Annotated in this window: 14 protein-coding genes; 2 read left to right on the forward strand and 12 right to left on the reverse strand. The window is 38.6% G+C overall.

Going from position 1 to position 15551, the window contains the following annotated elements; genetic code table 11:
* Window positions 1-127 precede the first annotated feature (127 nt).
* The 9 genes from ACWPW6_RS10380 to znuA all read right to left on the reverse strand — a co-directional run bounded on the left by ACWPW6_RS10380 (window position 128) and on the right by znuA (window position 11287).
* The gene (locus ACWPW6_RS10380; RefSeq protein ID WP_154623150.1) at window positions 128-562 is read right to left on the reverse strand and encodes a DUF7832 domain-containing protein; all 435 of its coding nucleotides are present in this window, start codon (window positions 560-562) and stop codon (window positions 128-130) included.
* Between the two features lie 118 nt (window positions 563-680).
* Window positions 681-1700 carry a fimbrial protein gene (locus ACWPW6_RS10385; RefSeq protein ID WP_196713066.1) on the reverse strand — a complete coding sequence of 340 codons (1020 nt, stop codon included), beginning with the start codon at window positions 1698-1700 and terminating at the stop codon, window positions 681-683.
* An 8-nt stretch (window positions 1701-1708) separates the two neighbouring features.
* Window positions 1709-4198, reverse strand: coding sequence for a fimbria/pilus outer membrane usher protein (locus ACWPW6_RS10390; protein ID WP_249998805.1), 2490 nt, complete (start codon window positions 4196-4198; stop codon window positions 1709-1711).
* Between the two features lie 11 nt (window positions 4199-4209).
* Window positions 4210-4872: a fimbrial biogenesis chaperone gene (locus ACWPW6_RS10395; protein WP_249998807.1), complete on the reverse strand. Its 663-nt coding sequence runs from the start codon at window positions 4870-4872 to the stop codon at window positions 4210-4212.
* A 179-nt stretch (window positions 4873-5051) separates the two neighbouring features.
* Window positions 5052-5582 carry a fimbrial protein gene (locus tag ACWPW6_RS10400; RefSeq protein WP_154623643.1) on the reverse strand — a complete coding sequence of 177 codons (531 nt, stop codon included), beginning with the start codon at window positions 5580-5582 and terminating at the stop codon, window positions 5052-5054.
* Between the two features lie 167 nt (window positions 5583-5749).
* A complete protein-coding gene (locus ACWPW6_RS10405; RefSeq protein ID WP_249998809.1) occupies window positions 5750-6634 on the reverse strand; it encodes a LysR family transcriptional regulator in 885 nt (294 codons plus the stop codon).
* 1253 nt (window positions 6635-7887) lie between these two features.
* Window positions 7888-8862, reverse strand: a complete 975-nt coding sequence (gene lpxM / locus ACWPW6_RS10410; RefSeq protein WP_196713063.1) for a lauroyl-Kdo(2)-lipid IV(A) myristoyltransferase — start codon at window positions 8860-8862, stop codon at window positions 7888-7890.
* A 109-nt stretch (window positions 8863-8971) separates the two neighbouring features.
* Complete coding sequence (gene mepM, locus ACWPW6_RS10415) at window positions 8972-10309, reverse strand: murein DD-endopeptidase MepM (protein WP_163861866.1); 1338 nt, start codon at window positions 10307-10309, stop codon at window positions 8972-8974.
* An 18-nt stretch (window positions 10310-10327) separates the two neighbouring features.
* Window positions 10328-11287 carry a zinc ABC transporter substrate-binding protein ZnuA gene (gene znuA / locus ACWPW6_RS10420; RefSeq protein WP_249998810.1) on the reverse strand — a complete coding sequence of 320 codons (960 nt, stop codon included), beginning with the start codon at window positions 11285-11287 and terminating at the stop codon, window positions 10328-10330.
* Window positions 11288-11363: 76 nt separating this feature from the next.
* On the opposite strand from znuA, the gene znuC reads away from it, so the two are divergent.
* Both znuC and znuB read left to right on the forward strand, forming a co-directional pair.
* The gene (gene znuC, locus ACWPW6_RS10425; RefSeq protein ID WP_154622892.1) at window positions 11364-12131 is read left to right on the forward strand and encodes a zinc ABC transporter ATP-binding protein ZnuC; all 768 of its coding nucleotides are present in this window, start codon (window positions 11364-11366) and stop codon (window positions 12129-12131) included.
* Entirely contained in the window at window positions 12124-12909 is a 786-nt protein-coding gene (gene znuB, locus ACWPW6_RS10430) for a zinc ABC transporter permease subunit ZnuB (RefSeq protein ID WP_154622891.1), read from the forward strand. Before znuC ends, znuB begins: the two co-directional genes overlap by 8 nt.
* Before the next feature lie 110 nt (window positions 12910-13019).
* Here znuB and ruvB read toward each other — a convergent pair whose 3' ends face one another.
* From ruvB to ruvC, 3 genes are all read right to left on the reverse strand, one after another.
* A complete protein-coding gene (gene ruvB / locus ACWPW6_RS10435) occupies window positions 13020-14030 on the reverse strand; it encodes a Holliday junction branch migration DNA helicase RuvB (RefSeq protein ID WP_154622890.1) in 1011 nt (336 codons plus the stop codon).
* 16 nt (window positions 14031-14046) lie between these two features.
* Complete coding sequence (ruvA, locus tag ACWPW6_RS10440; RefSeq protein ID WP_249998812.1) at window positions 14047-14664, reverse strand: Holliday junction branch migration protein RuvA; 618 nt, start codon at window positions 14662-14664, stop codon at window positions 14047-14049.
* A gap of 72 nt (window positions 14665-14736) precedes the next feature.
* Window positions 14737-15258 carry a crossover junction endodeoxyribonuclease RuvC gene (gene ruvC / locus ACWPW6_RS10445; protein WP_154622889.1) on the reverse strand — a complete coding sequence of 174 codons (522 nt, stop codon included), beginning with the start codon at window positions 15256-15258 and terminating at the stop codon, window positions 14737-14739.
* Window positions 15259-15551 lie beyond the last annotated feature (293 nt).

A 15551-nucleotide genomic window follows, 5' to 3' on the forward strand; every position in this document is an offset into this window, starting at 1 on the left:
AGTGGGCAATGCAAATAGAGTAAAACATCCGTTCTAGTTGTGTTATTCAGTGAACAGGGATAAATCCATTTTGGATATCTATTTCCATACCCAGAGTGATTGAATTAGTCAGCTCGTTATCACTTAATTAGAATGAAGACTGACGATCTTTCCAATTATTAAAAGCCGCTGCAATCACAGTTGCTATTTTATCGTAATTTTCCCATGTATTCTCAACATGGTATACCGTTGGCAATCCTTTCGCTAAAATGCGTTCATAATCGTCGAAATAGCCGCCCTCTTCAGCCTGATAATAAAACTCGGTGAATGCTAAACCTTCTTCATTGACATCTTCATCAATAAATTTTTCATCGCACATTGAGATTAAAAATGTGCGACCATCCATTTTACGGGCGCAAACTGCCGCGATTTCATCAACGGATTCTTCTTGATGAAATTCACCCACTAATCCATTTTGAATAAGCCATGCCAGATAAAAACCAATATGTGTTCCCGCATTTTCATGCGACAAATTTTCGGGATAATCCCCACCATAGTGCCAATCCATTCTATCAAATGCCATTGCAGACCTCAGCTTCATCACAATAAAAATAACAAGAAGCCCAACCCCCTATCAATGTTGGGCTTCTCATGAGTTATAGCGAATTATGGCGAATTAATCTGTCCGATTTTTCTGGGAGTTAATGATATTGCAAATTAAATTGGAGCGTACCATTTGCTTGACCTGCTTGCGTATTATTTGATGTCTGAATATAGGCAGCTTGCAATGGGATACTATAAAGGCCTGTTGCTGAATTTCGCTCTTCTATTGTCATCATTTGATTAATTTTAATTGGCTGGTCTTTGTACTTAACTTGTATACCATACCCTTTAGCTGTGTTGATATCACTAGGGTTATTTAACGCAATTGTTCCGGGTGTTAAACTATTATCAACAGCTGTACCTGTAAACGTGATCTTAATCGGTGATACTGGGTCGCAACTAAGATTTATTTTAAAATCTTTAACGCTATTTGGACTCACGCTCCCTACACCTGAAAAACTTCCTTTATCCACGCTATTAAATGGTACAACAATATTATTGTTAATCACTTCACAGCCTGTTGATATGATATTAACGGGCCCTAAACTCACTTTCGGTTCCGTATTCCCATAACTGTCCCTAGTTTTAAATCCATTATTATAAATAATTAACATCGCAGCTTGGGTCGCGGGTAGCACTTGAGTCTTCACATTATTGCGCATCTTATAAAAAACTATTTTTAAAGATACGATATATTCACCAGAACTTGAGTTCACTTGGCATATCATTCTGTTATCCACATTACCGTCAATCGTATTTAAACCATCAACATAAGCATGCCCTGTACATGGACTGATGACATTACCATATAATGCATAACCAACACCGGAGTTATTGAGTTCTCTCACATAGGCACCATTATATTTTGGTGAATTCCCCGGTAAGGATGGAAAATAGAGACCTACCTGAACAGGGTCTGTCACACCACTCCAACTCCAAGCGGTATAGGTACCCAATTCAATCGAAGCAAGTTCTGTACCTACAGGTGCTGTCCTTGAGACATAAATAGGCGTGTTAACTGTATAGGGTAAATTTTTAAATAATGCTCTAAACTCTGCCGCAGCTGATTGTGTAAATAGAAGCATCGATGTACAACCAAGTAATAATAATTTGTTCATGTCCGCTCCTATTGGCAGTCTCTTGCCAGAAACTGAATTTTATCGTTATTGAGATCAATCGTAAGTGGAAATTGGCATTGTTGCTCTATATGGCTTCCCCATTGAACGCGAATTAAGCTTTGTTCAGGAACACCGCTTAAATACACTTCACCATCATTTGCCACAATACCTGTCGTTATTTCATCTTTATCGACAAACACGGTAACCTGTGCACCAAAAGGTATAAGTTGCTGATGGTGAGTTAATTTGAGCATGACACGAGCCCCCCGTTTTCCTTTAAAATCAGCTAATACAATAGCACCTCGAGTTGGCACAACTGTCGTTGTACTTAACCCCACGTCGTTATTTCCAGTTAATGTAGAGGGATCAACGCTGATTTTATTTCTTTCATAACGGGTCGCACTGGGAACAACCGCATAACCCCATGAGTCGGTATAAAGTGCCTGCGCATTGTTTACTTGCAAATTATTAATATTTTTTGCTTTCACTAAAATCGCTGAATCATAAATATTGCGAGCCGCCGTCACCCCACCTGAATGCAACAGTAATGCACCTGATGCCCCAAGGTTCGCATTTTGATAACGGGGATCATAACTATAACCAGCACTATATTCCCCTGATGAAACAACATAATTACCACTGACCGAGCCACTATTTTCATGACGGCTATGGTTATAATTTTGTGTTACATCAAACTGTAAATTATTATCCGCTAAACGCGTACCGCTGACACTCACCGAGCTGATAGAGTCGCCGTTTCGACTCGTATTATAGCGATAATTAACCCAGTTATTTTTCTGTCCAATAGTAAACGGAATACTAAAGTTAACTGATAACATTTCATTGTTGTTATTCGTGTATTCTTGCTTAGTGTATGAATAAGAGATACCGTAATTAATCTGTTTATAATTTGAGTTAAAACCTATTGTTAAGTTTTTATCAACTCCGCTTCGATCCCAATAATATTGCTGATAGCCATTGAGTGATAAATAGCCCATATCTTTCAGTGATTGGGATATTGATGCTTGGAACTGCTGTTTTTTTCTGCCACTCGCATAAAGATCATTATTTGATGATGAAAAATCATAATATTCTTTTGTCGAATAACGATATGATGCAAGAGAAAATGACGTTCCCGTACCAGGTAAATATTTTGAGTATTGCACTCGATATGATTGGCCTTGAGCCTCTTTTTTATCAATTAATTCTGTTTTTGACTGTGTTATATCCGCAGAAATAGCACCGATATTACCTAAGTTTATCCCCGTTCCTGCTGTATATGCCTGATAATCTTTCGATAAAATAAATCCACCATAAATCGACAAATTATAAGGTAAACCATATATCGCCGATGCCTGAGCAAAATTAGGCTTACGATAAGCATTATCAGCATTATATTTACCAATATCGACACTGTATTTTAATGCGCCCGCACGTTGCATCATAGGGACAGCAGAAAAAGGCTGAATAAATGAACGAATAGTTCCATTTGCCTCTTCAATTTGAACCTCTAAATCCCCGCTATACGATGTAGGATAGAGGTCATTTATTTCAAATTCCCCTGGTGGCACTGTCGTTTGATAAATCACACTGCCATTCTGGCGTATCGTCACGACAGCATTCGTTTGAGCAATACCTTGAACAACAGGCGCAAAGCCACGTTGACTCTGTGGTAACATACTTTCGTCTGAAGCTAATTTTATTCCACGATACGGATTACTCTCCATAACCCCATTATCAGAGGCGGTTTCTCCAATTGTTAAATGGCTTTTCAGTGAACGAATATCTCTTTCTATATATGTTTGTAAATTATTCCAGTGACTTTCATTAGAAGTACGGCTGTAATTACTGTGGTTACGTAACCGCCATGCCCCCACGTTTATTCCACTGCGTAAGCCAACAAAAGTGTTATTTGTATCATCACGGTCTTTATACCAATTTTGGTTATGGCGAATATTATAATTAACAAAAGCAGCATTAATCCCATCATCCCATTCATTAGGATCAACATAACCACGGCTATAGTTATCTAAGCCTATTTGAGGAATACTGATTTTAAGTCTACTATTTCCAAAGTCATACGAATAAGAGGATCCTGGTATTGTCGCAGAAATATCCGTAACTTTATCTTCATCATTGATATTGCTAAATGCTTGACTTGCTGTTTTTTTAACCCCCCAACTTAATAACATTTTTTTGGATATGAGAGGGGATAGTTTTTTATTATGCTCATCAAAGATAAAACGTAAATGTTGTTCATCAACAAATTTATCATTAACATAAATGTCTACATGATAGTTTCCTGGTACTTGTCCTCCTGAGTAGGATAAGTAATCTAAACTATTTACGTCCGCAATTTGACTTTCTATGCCTGTATTTATTGCATTTATATCAAAAACATCTTTTGTATTAGCATTGTTAGAATATAAGATTATACTGACCGCAATAAATATTTTTGAGTGGTATAGATTCTTACTGTTATAACTTAAGGCAGACATTTTTCATACTCTTAATTAGATGTTTTTTCAATAATCGCGCCATAGTCATTAATAAATTTAACAACCACTTTCTGATTATTATTTATTGTTTTTTTGATCACATATGCTTTTGAATTAGGGTAGATAAGATCCGCACCTTGAATATTTTCGCCATCAACCAATATATCCCTTACTGACAAGTGGTATGGTGTCTGGTTATTGATGACAACGCCATCTGATTTCTTTTCTATAATAACTTTGCTAAAGTCAAATGGCTCAATATCTTGCGACCTTAAAAACAGCTTAAACTGTGAATTAATAACTATTTGCAATTGATTTTCAATTTTCGAATCTTTAGGTGGAATTGACTTTATATTTAATAAATATAATTTTTCCTGATTTGAGCCAATCGGCTCACCAACATAAGAAATACGTGCCGCCCCATTACTATCAGGCTCAAGACGAAATAATGGTGGTGTCGCAACAAAAGGTGTTTTACCTTCTCCTTCAAATGGGCTTACCCAGCTTTGAATAAGAAATGGTTTTTCTTTATCACTATTATAAATAGGGATATCAATTTCACGTTTATTTTCTTGGTAAACAAAACGCGTTCCACCGACACTGACCCCCGCAGCTGAAGCTAAGTGTGAAATAGAAAATAAAAGAAAAACTGCTGAAAAAATCATTTTCTTCATAATAAGGCCATTTTTTGTATTTAGAATGAGAGGGTAACTTTGTTACCCTCTATACCTATTATTCAAATTAGCATATGACTGACATGCTCATTCCCTCCAAACAACGTTATTATTTATGTTGCTTAGAATAGTTTTGGCTTATCGATTAAATGTAATTAGAATTTTAAAGTATATATTAGTTATTGGTATTGAATACTATAAATCGCTGTACCATTTGCTGAACCTGCTGTTGCAGTACCCGTTGCTTTATAACGAGCAACATAGTCTAGTTCTACAGAATCCCCTGCCGCATTGGTAAATTCAACCAGTTTTGAATCATCAAATAATTTAATTTGCGTTGTGGCATCTTTTTCAAATAAAGCAATACCTACCTGTGTTGCTTGGCCTGTAGTTTGTGCAATCTGCAAAATATCGCGATCGTTATTATCGCGTGTACCACCGAATCTTACCGTCACTTTTGCATTCGCAGGGCAATCAATCAACTTAATTGTGAAATCTTTTAAACCTGCTACTTGCCCTGCTGTGGCTAAGCTTTTTGATGATACCTTACCAAGATCAACCGTTAAATTTTGTGAGCTGCTATCCACAGCACAGGCTAAATCTGTAATTTCCCCTGTAAACTCAATAGTTCCTGAAGCAAACACAGCCGGAGAAGTTGTTACAGCTAAAGCCACCCCTAAAGTTACTAAGGATTTTTTTAGAATACTCATATCGATTCCTATAATTAGATGTTCTGATATTAATGCCACCGTATTAATAATATATTTACTACATACAAGTGTGCGATGGAAATATAACACCAGACGTTTATTTAGTTAACATCCTATTACATTGAATTTTTTGTTATTATATCAAAACAATAAATGTATTATTTTGATTAATCCTTTAATGACTGGTAAAAATTTGAGCTATTATATTTAAACTGATTAATAAACTCTTCTAACACATATTGAGCTAACGAGTTTTTATTAACATACAAATAAAAACTATAATAAATATTATCCGTTGTTATTTTGAGCTGTTTTAATGCGTTTTTATTCAGTTGATTTTGTATTAAATTTTTCGGTAGCCAAGCATAACCTATACCACTTTCAACCAGTCCAATGACTGTTTCTAATGATGCCGCTTTGATTGTTTGAGCGCTTTTAACAGCATCTTCTATTGAAGACTCCAGAACAATTTTTACGTGTTTAGATAGGTTTTCCAATAATTGAGCATCCTCCACATGTTGTAACATATGTTCAGGTTCAGTAACTAATACAGCCTCTACTTTCTCTAAAAAAACAGGGTTTAAAATTTCAACATAATGATGGGTAATTAAAACATCATAATCCTTTAAGGAGAATATATCCGATTTTGCTATGGCTTGCTTAGCAATATCAATATCATAGTCTCTGTGTGTTTGAATAAATCCCCCCATTTTATTTAAAATATTATCTGTTTGGTAAAGAGTATCAATCACCAAATTTATTTTTGAATTATTGTTTTTATTCAGCGATTTAGCCTTATTTTCTAATGAGATCGCTTTATTTGTCAGTTCTCGAGATAATGCTAATAATATTTCCCCTTTTGGCGTTAAAACTGCCCGCCTTTTTTCTAATGAAAATATTTCAATATCTAATGTTTGTTCAAGTTTGCTGATTGTATAGCTAATCGCTGATTGGGTTCGATGTAATACTTCTGCTGCTTGTGCAAACCCGCCACAATCTACGACAGCTTGCAAGGTAATCCATTGGTCCAATGTAGTTCGAGTTTTTTCCATAGCATCTCCAAATCAATTTTTGGACTCAATTTTTATTATTTAATAAAAATATATCAACATATTTAACACTCGTTAATAGGTATAAGCACTTACAGTATATTTTACCATCATTAGTTAAATAATATTTAAGTCAAGAAACATCATGAAACTGAATGAGTTCTTTTATAAATTAACTATCTTGCTTATTTTAAGATGAAAAATAAGACATCTGATTTAGATAATGGCGTTGATGCTATAAAATAAAAATATAAAATAAGTTTATTAAATAGATGTCAATATAATATTAAAGTAAAGTCTCTTAATACGGTTTATAAAATAAATTAGTCACATTAGGATGATTACTATTGAATATTCATAAAAATTAAAAGCGAGTTTTCAACTCCAAGCTTTCAATTGCTACAAACAAAATGGATTAATATATAATTATGTATAAAAAACTAAAAACAAAATTCAACTTAAGGCACTACAATAAGCCAGATATGCACACCTTGATAATTAAAAATATTTCATTATATCAAAGTGACAAATTATTTTTAATTATTACGTTCTCGACAGCCCACTCGCCCGATGTGAGATGAAATAGAAATAATATAAAGACTTTTATTCATCACCAAATGAGACATTCTCTATCATTCGCTTTATCGGATTCTGATATAAAAACTTCAGGTTATTTCGATGTCTTGTTTCTTATCTTTCCGTATTTCCCTAAAATTTATACCAATATAAATTTCAGTTAAAGATTATCATATTTAAACAACCCCATTTACTGATATTTATAATAATCCTCCCTTTCTTTTTCAAGAGATTAATTTCTTAAATATCCCCTCACACGTGTAATTTATTCATCATATGGCTTACATTGGTCATTGATAAGGATTTTTGACCTTTTCGCTTGATAATTTACTTAACATTGTACTATTCACAGTGTATACCCACATAAAAAACAAGGCATTTCATGTTGACGGCATAATAATAATTTCATTTATTATCAATAACATCTAAATATATTTGACATAAATAAATCATATTAAAAGTTAAGAAAAAAACCATAATAGTAAAAAATAAATATTTTTTATTTTTTTATTACTCACAATACCTACGGTGTTAATCGTAATTCGATTACAAAAAAAGGATAAGTAAAGTCTATACAATAAAATATATCGGCTAAAAAAGAAAAACACTTCAACCTTAATAACATGTTGAAGTGTTTTTTTCGTTAAGTACGTCAGAAATAAGCGAGTATTGAGCCGCGACTATCGATATAAATCATCACGCTGATAAGGTTCTATTTCATCACCTTTTCTGGTTTTTAATAACTTAAGTATCCACGTATATTGTTCAGGATTTGGACCAACAAGGAACTCCAGTTCTTCATTCATTCTTCTGGCAATGTATTGATCATCTTGTCCATCAATATCATCCATCGGCTGTCGAATATAAATATGCAGTTGATGTGTACGATGGTCATAGACTGGAAATAAAGGAACTATCTTGGCTTTGCAAACTTTCATTAAGCGCCCCACCGCTGGCAATGTCGCCTTATAGGTCGCAAAAAAATCCACGAATTCACTGTGCTCTTCACCATGATCCTGATCGGGTAGATAAAACCCCCAATAACCTTGGCGTACAGAGGCGATAAACGGCTTAATCCCCGCTTCCCGAGAATGTAAACGACCACCAAAATGATAGCGTGCTTTATTCCATAAATAATCTGCTACTGGATTTTTTTGATGGTGAAACATGGCTGCCATTTTATGGCCTTTTGCAGCGAGTAACATTGCGGGTGCATCTACAGCCCATCCATGAGGCACCATGAAAATAACATGACTTCCTTGCTGTTTTAAATTATCGATAATCTCTTGATTGTGCCAATGTGTTCTCGCTAGTGTTTTATTCGCACCACGAAGGCAAAGCTCTGCAAGCATCACAAATGATTGGGGGGCAGTTTCAAACATCTTATCAACTAGCTGCTCTCTTTCCTGTTCTGTCAAATCAGGAAAACAATATAATAAATTTATCTTTGCACGACGACGTGCACTTTTCGCCAATTTGCCTACCCATTTCCCCACTTTAGCCAACATGGGATCCCGAATTTTAACAGGTATATAGGCTAAAGCAGCAAACACGCCGGCACCTAGCCAAACACCCCAATATTTAGGCTGTAAATAGGATTTATGAAAGGTAGGCACATAGCCTAATTTACTATCGGTATCTTTGTCTTTATTCATGATGTACCTAAAAGAACTATTTGCGCTCTTTTATAGCTTAAAACGATAACAAGTGGAAGCTTTACAAAAAAAACTGGCAGATATCAATTATCTGCCAGTAGTGAGATGCTTAATTAAGCTTTAACTGTGGTTTCGTTTCTTTCACCATAGCTAAGTATTCTTTACGCTCTTTCCCTGTTAAACCACCTGAGCTAGGCAATTTCGCTGTCAGAGGGTTGACAGCTTGCTGGTTAACCCACATTTCGAAATGCAGATGTGGACCTGTTGAACGCCCTGTATTCCCTGATAACGCAATACGGTCACCACGTTTAACTTTTTGCCCTGGTTTCACAAGCAGCTGACGCAAATGCATATAACGCGTGGTATATTGGCGGCCATGACGAATAGCAACGAAGTTCCCCGCAGCACCGCTGTACTTAGCCACAATAACTTCACCATCACCAACAGCCAGAACGGGTGTTCCTACTGGCATGGCAAAATCGACCCCTTTATGGGGAGCCACACGGCCTGTTACAGGGTTAACACGACGAGGATTAAATTGTGATGATACACGGAATTGTTTGGCGGTAGGGAAACGCAGGAAGCCACGCTCTAAACCATTCCCCTCACTGTCGTAATATTTACCGTCTTCAGCACGGAATGCATAATAATCTTTCCCACCACTACGCAAACGCACACCAACGAGCTGGCTCTGTTCGTTACGGCCATTCAGCATTTCACGGCTCATTAAAACGGTAAACTTATCGCCTTTTTTCAGTTTACGAAAATCAATTTGCCACTGGAGAGCCTTGATCACTTCACGGCCTTCACTACGTGTCAAACCCGCTTGGCTTGCACTTTGGGCAAAACTACCATTAACGACACCCGGTAACACACTGTTTTGCCATTCGCCAGTACGGATCTCTTTCTTTTCTTCAAATTTATTGGTACTGCCAACACGGCTATAAACACGTGTTTCACGGCGAGAGACTTCCCATGTGAGTGTGGCAAGTTCGCCTTGTTCTGTTAAGTCCCAATTTAACGTTTGACCAATTTTTAAGTTGCGTAACGCCTTATGCTGGTTTGCTAACGTCGCAACATCGCCTGATTCTATACCGAATTGGGTTAAAATACTTGAAAGGTTGTCACCACTGGCAACGACATATTCATGAGGGATTGGTGCGCCATCGGTTTCCCCTTCGCTACCATCACCATCCGCGACACCTTCATCAGGTAGTTGATCACTACTATCTTGAATAATGTCATCGGTTGCATCCGTTAAAGGTGCAAATGTAAGAGGAATAACGGTATCTACAGAATTTTCGGTATCAGAGTTAGTTGTTGGTAAATGCGCTGGCCGCCAAATCGCGACGGCCAATGTTGCTATTGTTAATGTCCCTAACATGATTTTGTGAGACTTGGACAGGCTACCGTAAACCTGTGCAAGTCCTTTAGCCATTTGCTGCACTAAACAATTCCTTCTTGTTTAATTCAGGCAGCTCGCGTATTGCTTCGACAGTTGCATTAAAAACTGCATATAGCTATCTGGGCCTATTTCCAGCCCGCTACCTAGCGGGTCGAGAGTTCCCATTTTGACTCCCGTATTCTTAGCAACACTCTCTATGACGGCTGGCCTGAATTGAGGTTCAGCAAAAACACATTGTGCTTTATGCTCAACCAATTGAGTTCGTATTTTATGTAATTTCTGTGCACCAGGCTGAATTTCCGGGTTTATCGTAAAATGCCCCAGTGGAGCTAACCGATAGTGTTTTTCAAAGTAGCCATAAGCATCGTGAAAAACAAAATAGCCCTTGTTTTTGGCTGGCTCTAAAATATTAACAATATTCTTATCATTTTGCGTCATTTTTTCATTGAATTTACGAAGGTTTACGTCCAGCTTCTCTTTTTGGTCAGGATAAAGCACTACCAAACGATCGTGAATATCTAATGCAGCCTGTTTTGCAATCTCTGGTGACAGCCAAATATGCATATTATACTCACCATGATGATGATGTTCGTGATCCTCATCATGATTAGCTTCATCGCCATGGTCATGCCCCTGTTCGTCTTCTTCATTATCCTTCATTAACAATGGGATGATATTTTCCTGTTCAGCCAGCGCTAGACGTTTATTCTGCGGTAATGTCTTGAGTGGCTTATCTAAAAACATTTCCATATCGGGACCTATCCAAACGAATAAGTCTGCCTGTTTAATTTTTTTTAAATCAGACGGTTTAAGTGCATAATCATGCGGTGAAGCACCATCGGGGAGTAATACTTGCGTCTCTGTCACGCCATCAGCGATGCCTGCTGCGATAAAAGCAAGTGGTCGGATGGAGGTCACAACATCCGCTTTTGCGATCGTTGCCATCGTTGTCGTCAGTAGTGAAGCCGTCGCCATTCCTATAATAAATTGTCGGGCATTGAATTGAGATTTATGTATCATAGACGTCTTTTTCCGTGATTTTAATTTTGAAATGTTATAATATAACACAACATGAATTCTGCAAGATGTTTTTCATATGCAACCATTACTGAATTTAAATAAAATTTCTGTTTCCTTTGGCGAAAAGCAAGTGCTGAAAGAGGTGAGTTTCTCACTTAATAAAGGCGATATTATTACCTTATTAGGCCCTAATGGTGCCGGTAAATCGACGATTGTTAGGGTTGTGCTCGGCCTTCTCGCACCAACCTCAGGAACCATTGAACGAGCAAAAGCACTGTCTATTGGTTATGTGCCACAAAAACTACATTTAGATGCCACATTACCATTAACGGTTAAACGCTTTTTGATGTTAAAGCCGAAAGTGCGTACAGAACAATTACTACCCGCTCTCGAACGCGTCAAAGCAACGCACTTACTGAGTCAACCTATGCAAAAGTTGTCAGGTGGTGAAACACAACGTGTATTACTTGCCCGCGCGTTACTCAATGAACCCGACCTTCTGGTACTCGATGAACCCGCTCAAGGCGTTGATGTGAATGGCCAGGTCGCTCTTTATGATTTAATCAATCAGTTGCGTACTGAGCTGGGTTGTGCGGTATTAATGGTGTCACATGACCTTCATTTGGTGATGGCAAAAACAGATAAAGTGTTATGCATCAATGGTCATATTTGCTGCTCAGGCACCCCTGACGTTGTGTCAAATCACCCGGAATTTGTCGCTATGTTTGGTTATCGTGGCGCTTCGCAACTCGGCGTTTACCGCCATCATCACAATCACCAACATGATTTAGAAGGTAATGTCGTAACAACGCATACCCACAACAAGGAATGTCAACATGATTGAGTTGCTTCTACCCGGCTGGATTGCTGGCATGCTACTCGCCATTGCCGCGGGCCCACTCGGATCATTTGTCGTATGGCGTCGTATGTCCTATTTTGGTGATACACTTGCCCATGCGTCTCTATTAGGTGTTGCGTTCGGTTTATTATTTAATATCAATCCATTCTATGCCGTCATTGCTGTCACCTTACTGTTATCGTTGATCTTGGTCTGGCTGGAGCGCCGACCTCAGCTCGCTGTTGATACTTTATTAGGTATCATGGCCCATAGCGCTCTGTCACTGGGATTGGTCGTGGTCAGTCTAATGGCTAATGTCCGTGTTGATTTAATGGCCTATTTGTTTGGCGACTTACTCTCGGTAACTTACGATGATATTATCACTATCTTGATTGGCGTGATTGTCGTGTGTGGATTACTATTTTGGCGATGGCGTTCGTTGTTATCTATGACGGTCAATCAAGAGCTTGCTTTTGTTGATGGAGTCGATATTCAACGTCTTCGTCTGTTATTGATGTTAGTCACCGCATTAACTATTGGTATTGCGATGAAGTTTGTTGGGGCATTAATCATTACATCTTTATTAATTATCCCAGCAGCAACGGCTCGACGTTTTGCTCGCACACCTGAACAGATGGCCGTTGTGGCAATTTTGATTGGAATGTTATCTGTAACAGGGGGCTTAGCTTTCTCTGCCTTTTACGATACCCCTGCGGGCCCTTCCGTGGTACTAACGGCTGCGATACTATTTGCTGTTAGTTTATTAGCAAAAGTCAAAAACTGATCTTTTCGCGCGTATGTTGAGGCGTGTTATTCTCTAACGTATTGCGTCATTTTCATCAAAAATCCCTTGTTTTTAACAAGGGATTTTTTTAGCCGATAATGTCGTACAACTTACACGTCTTTCGGTGTTAAACCAAAGTGTAAGTATGCATGGGCGGTTGCCATGCGACCCCGTGGCGTTCGTTGGATAAAACCTTGTTGGATCAGAAATGGTTCTAGAACATCTTCGATTGTTTCACGCTCTTCACCTATCGCCGCTGCAAGGTTATCAACACCGACTGGCCCTCCCATAAACTTATCAATAATCGCGACAAGCAGTTTTCTATCCAAGTAGTCAAAGCCTGCTGCATCCACATTCAGCATATCGAGCGCTTGACTCGCAATGAGCTCATTGATTGAGCCATCACCTTTTACTTGTGCAAAGTCACGCACACGACGCAATAAACGATTAGTTATCCGCGGAGTACCACGTGAACGCATCGCAACTTGACGCGCCCCCTCTTCACTGATTTCTAACCCCATAAATTGAGCGCTACGCTTCACGATATGCTGTAGATCATCAACGTTATAGAATTCAAGACGTTGTACAATACCAAAGCGATCACGCAATGGTGATGTTAATGACCCAGCCCGTGTCGTTGCGCCAATTAAGGTAAAAGGAGGTAGGTCAATTTTAATTGAGCGTGCCGCTGGCCCTTCGCCAATCATAATGTCGAGTTGGTAATCTTCCATGGCGGGATAAAGAATTTCTTCAACGACTGGCGACAAACGATGGATTTCATCAATAAAGAGTACATCATGAGGCTCTAAATTGGTCAGCATTGCGGCTAGGTCACCCGCTTTTTCGAGCACGGGTCCTGACGTGGTACGTAAATTTACACCCATCTCATTTGCCACAATACCGGCAAGTGTCGTTTTCCCCAAACCCGGCGGACCAAAAATTAATAGATGATCAAGCGCATCACCTCGTAACTTAGCCGCTTGAATAAAGATCTCCATTTGTTCTTTGACTTGCGGCTGACCGATATACTCATTGAGTAATTTTGGTCGAATAGCGCGGTCAATCGCTTCTTCTTCATCATGGATCACTTCAGCAGAAATTAGGCGGTCAGCTTCAATCATCGTTATATTCTCTCAATCAGAGTGCTGCACGTAATGCATCACGGATCAATGTCTCACAATCACTGTCTGGTTTGGCGACTTTACTGACCATACGGCTGGCTTCTTGCGGCTTATAACCTAATGCCACCAGCGCGGTTGTCGCTTCTACTTCAATATCGGCACGATTAGGTAGATGACTGTTGACATCTGGTAGCTTAATATCCGTATGCTGGTTAAATAAATCACCATTAAGGCCTTTAAAACGGTCTTTCATTTCAACAACTAAGCGTTCCGCTGTTTTCTTACCAATGCCCGGTAGCTTAACCAACGATGAAATAGCTTCTTTCTCTATAGCAGAAACAAATTGCTGTGCTGACATACCCGATAAGATTGCTAAAGCAAGTTTTGGCCCTACGCCATTCACTTTAATCAATTCTTTAAAGAGTGCCCTTTCTTGCTTATCATTAAAACCGTACAGCAATTGAGCATCTTCACGCACAACAAAATGAGTAAAAACAATGGCTTCTTGGCCTATTTCAGGTAGTTCATAAAAACAAGTCATTGGCATATGAACTTCATAACCAACACCTTGCAACTCTAACAGAACAATGGGAGGTTGTTTTTCTAATACGATGCCACGTAAACGACCAATCACAATGAAGCCCTCAGGTTATTTTATTAATAGCGCTGTTTATACCACAAAAAAGGCTGGATGCATATCCAGTCACTATCTTAATCGACCGCGCGTTAATATTAGGCGGGGATCTCCTACTCGAAGTAGGTTCTGGTTAAAGTGGCAATGGGTGATAGCAATGGCTAATGCATCGGCCGCATCCGCTTGTGGGTTTGCAGACAGTTTAAGTATCGATTTAACCATATGCTGTACTTGGCTTTTTTCAGCAGCTCCTGTCCCCACAACCGTTTGCTTTACCTGCCGTGCTGCATATTCAAATACAGGAATGTTTTGATTAACACTCGCGACAATCGCAACCCCTCGCGCTTGACCGAGTTTTAATGCCGAGTCTGCATTTTTGGCCATGAAAACTTGTTCGATCGCTAATACATCGGGTTGATATTGTGTGATAATTTCCGAGACTCCCGCATAAATTCGCTGCAAGCGACTGGGTAAGTCATCAACTTGAGTGCGGATGCAACCACTCCCCAAATACAGAAGTTGTCGGCCTTGTTGGCGGATAACACCGTAGCCCGTGACTCGAGAGCCGGGATCTATACCTAAAATAATCGCCATATCAAAGCCTATTAATATTCATTATTACTTTTAACATCATCTTATCGATATATTTTAGACGCTACAATAGCGACTTCCCAACCATAAGTTGAGTCGATTATTATACATAAATAAGCAAAGTAATTGATAAGAAATGGAAATTGAAAAGAGGCGCGAGAGAAAGTAGGAATATACTCTCAATAAATCTTGGTGCAGCTCAGCAACCAAAGCCTGTTGCTAGGAGCCTATATCACTCTGTGACTACCTAAAATGTCTGTAGCCAACAAGCGTGCACTTCAAGTGTGGCGAGTATA

It is taken from the genome of Providencia sp. Marseille-Q8014, from assembly GCF_965112055.1.

Excerpts from the sequence above, each read along its gene's own strand:
- ACWPW6_RS10380 (WP_154623150.1), bottom strand. The coding sequence starts at position 562 with ATGGCATTTGATAGAATGGATTGGCACTATGGTGGGGATTATCCCGAA.
- ACWPW6_RS10385 (WP_196713066.1), bottom strand. The coding sequence starts at position 1,700 with ATGAACAAATTATTATTACTTGGTTGTACATCGATGCTTCTATTTACA.
- ACWPW6_RS10390 (WP_249998805.1), bottom strand. The coding sequence starts at position 4,198 with ATGTCTGCCTTAAGTTATAACAGTAAGAATCTATACCACTCAAAAATA.
- ACWPW6_RS10395 (WP_249998807.1), bottom strand. The coding sequence starts at position 4,872 with ATGAAGAAAATGATTTTTTCAGCAGTTTTTCTTTTATTTTCTATTTCA.
- ACWPW6_RS10400 (WP_154623643.1), bottom strand. The coding sequence starts at position 5,582 with ATGAGTATTCTAAAAAAATCCTTAGTAACTTTAGGGGTGGCTTTAGCT.
- ACWPW6_RS10405 (WP_249998809.1), bottom strand. The coding sequence starts at position 6,634 with ATGGAAAAAACTCGAACTACATTGGACCAATGGATTACCTTGCAAGCT.
- lpxM (WP_196713063.1), bottom strand. The coding sequence starts at position 8,862 with ATGAATAAAGACAAAGATACCGATAGTAAATTAGGCTATGTGCCTACC.
- znuA (WP_249998810.1), bottom strand. The coding sequence starts at position 11,287 with ATGATACATAAATCTCAATTCAATGCCCGACAATTTATTATAGGAATG.
- znuC (WP_154622892.1), top strand. The coding sequence starts at position 11,364 with ATGCAACCATTACTGAATTTAAATAAAATTTCTGTTTCCTTTGGCGAA.
- znuB (WP_154622891.1), top strand. The coding sequence starts at position 12,124 with ATGATTGAGTTGCTTCTACCCGGCTGGATTGCTGGCATGCTACTCGCC.
- ruvB (WP_154622890.1), bottom strand. The coding sequence starts at position 14,030 with ATGATTGAAGCTGACCGCCTAATTTCTGCTGAAGTGATCCATGATGAA.
- ruvC (WP_154622889.1), bottom strand. The coding sequence starts at position 15,258 with ATGGCGATTATTTTAGGTATAGATCCCGGCTCTCGAGTCACGGGCTAC.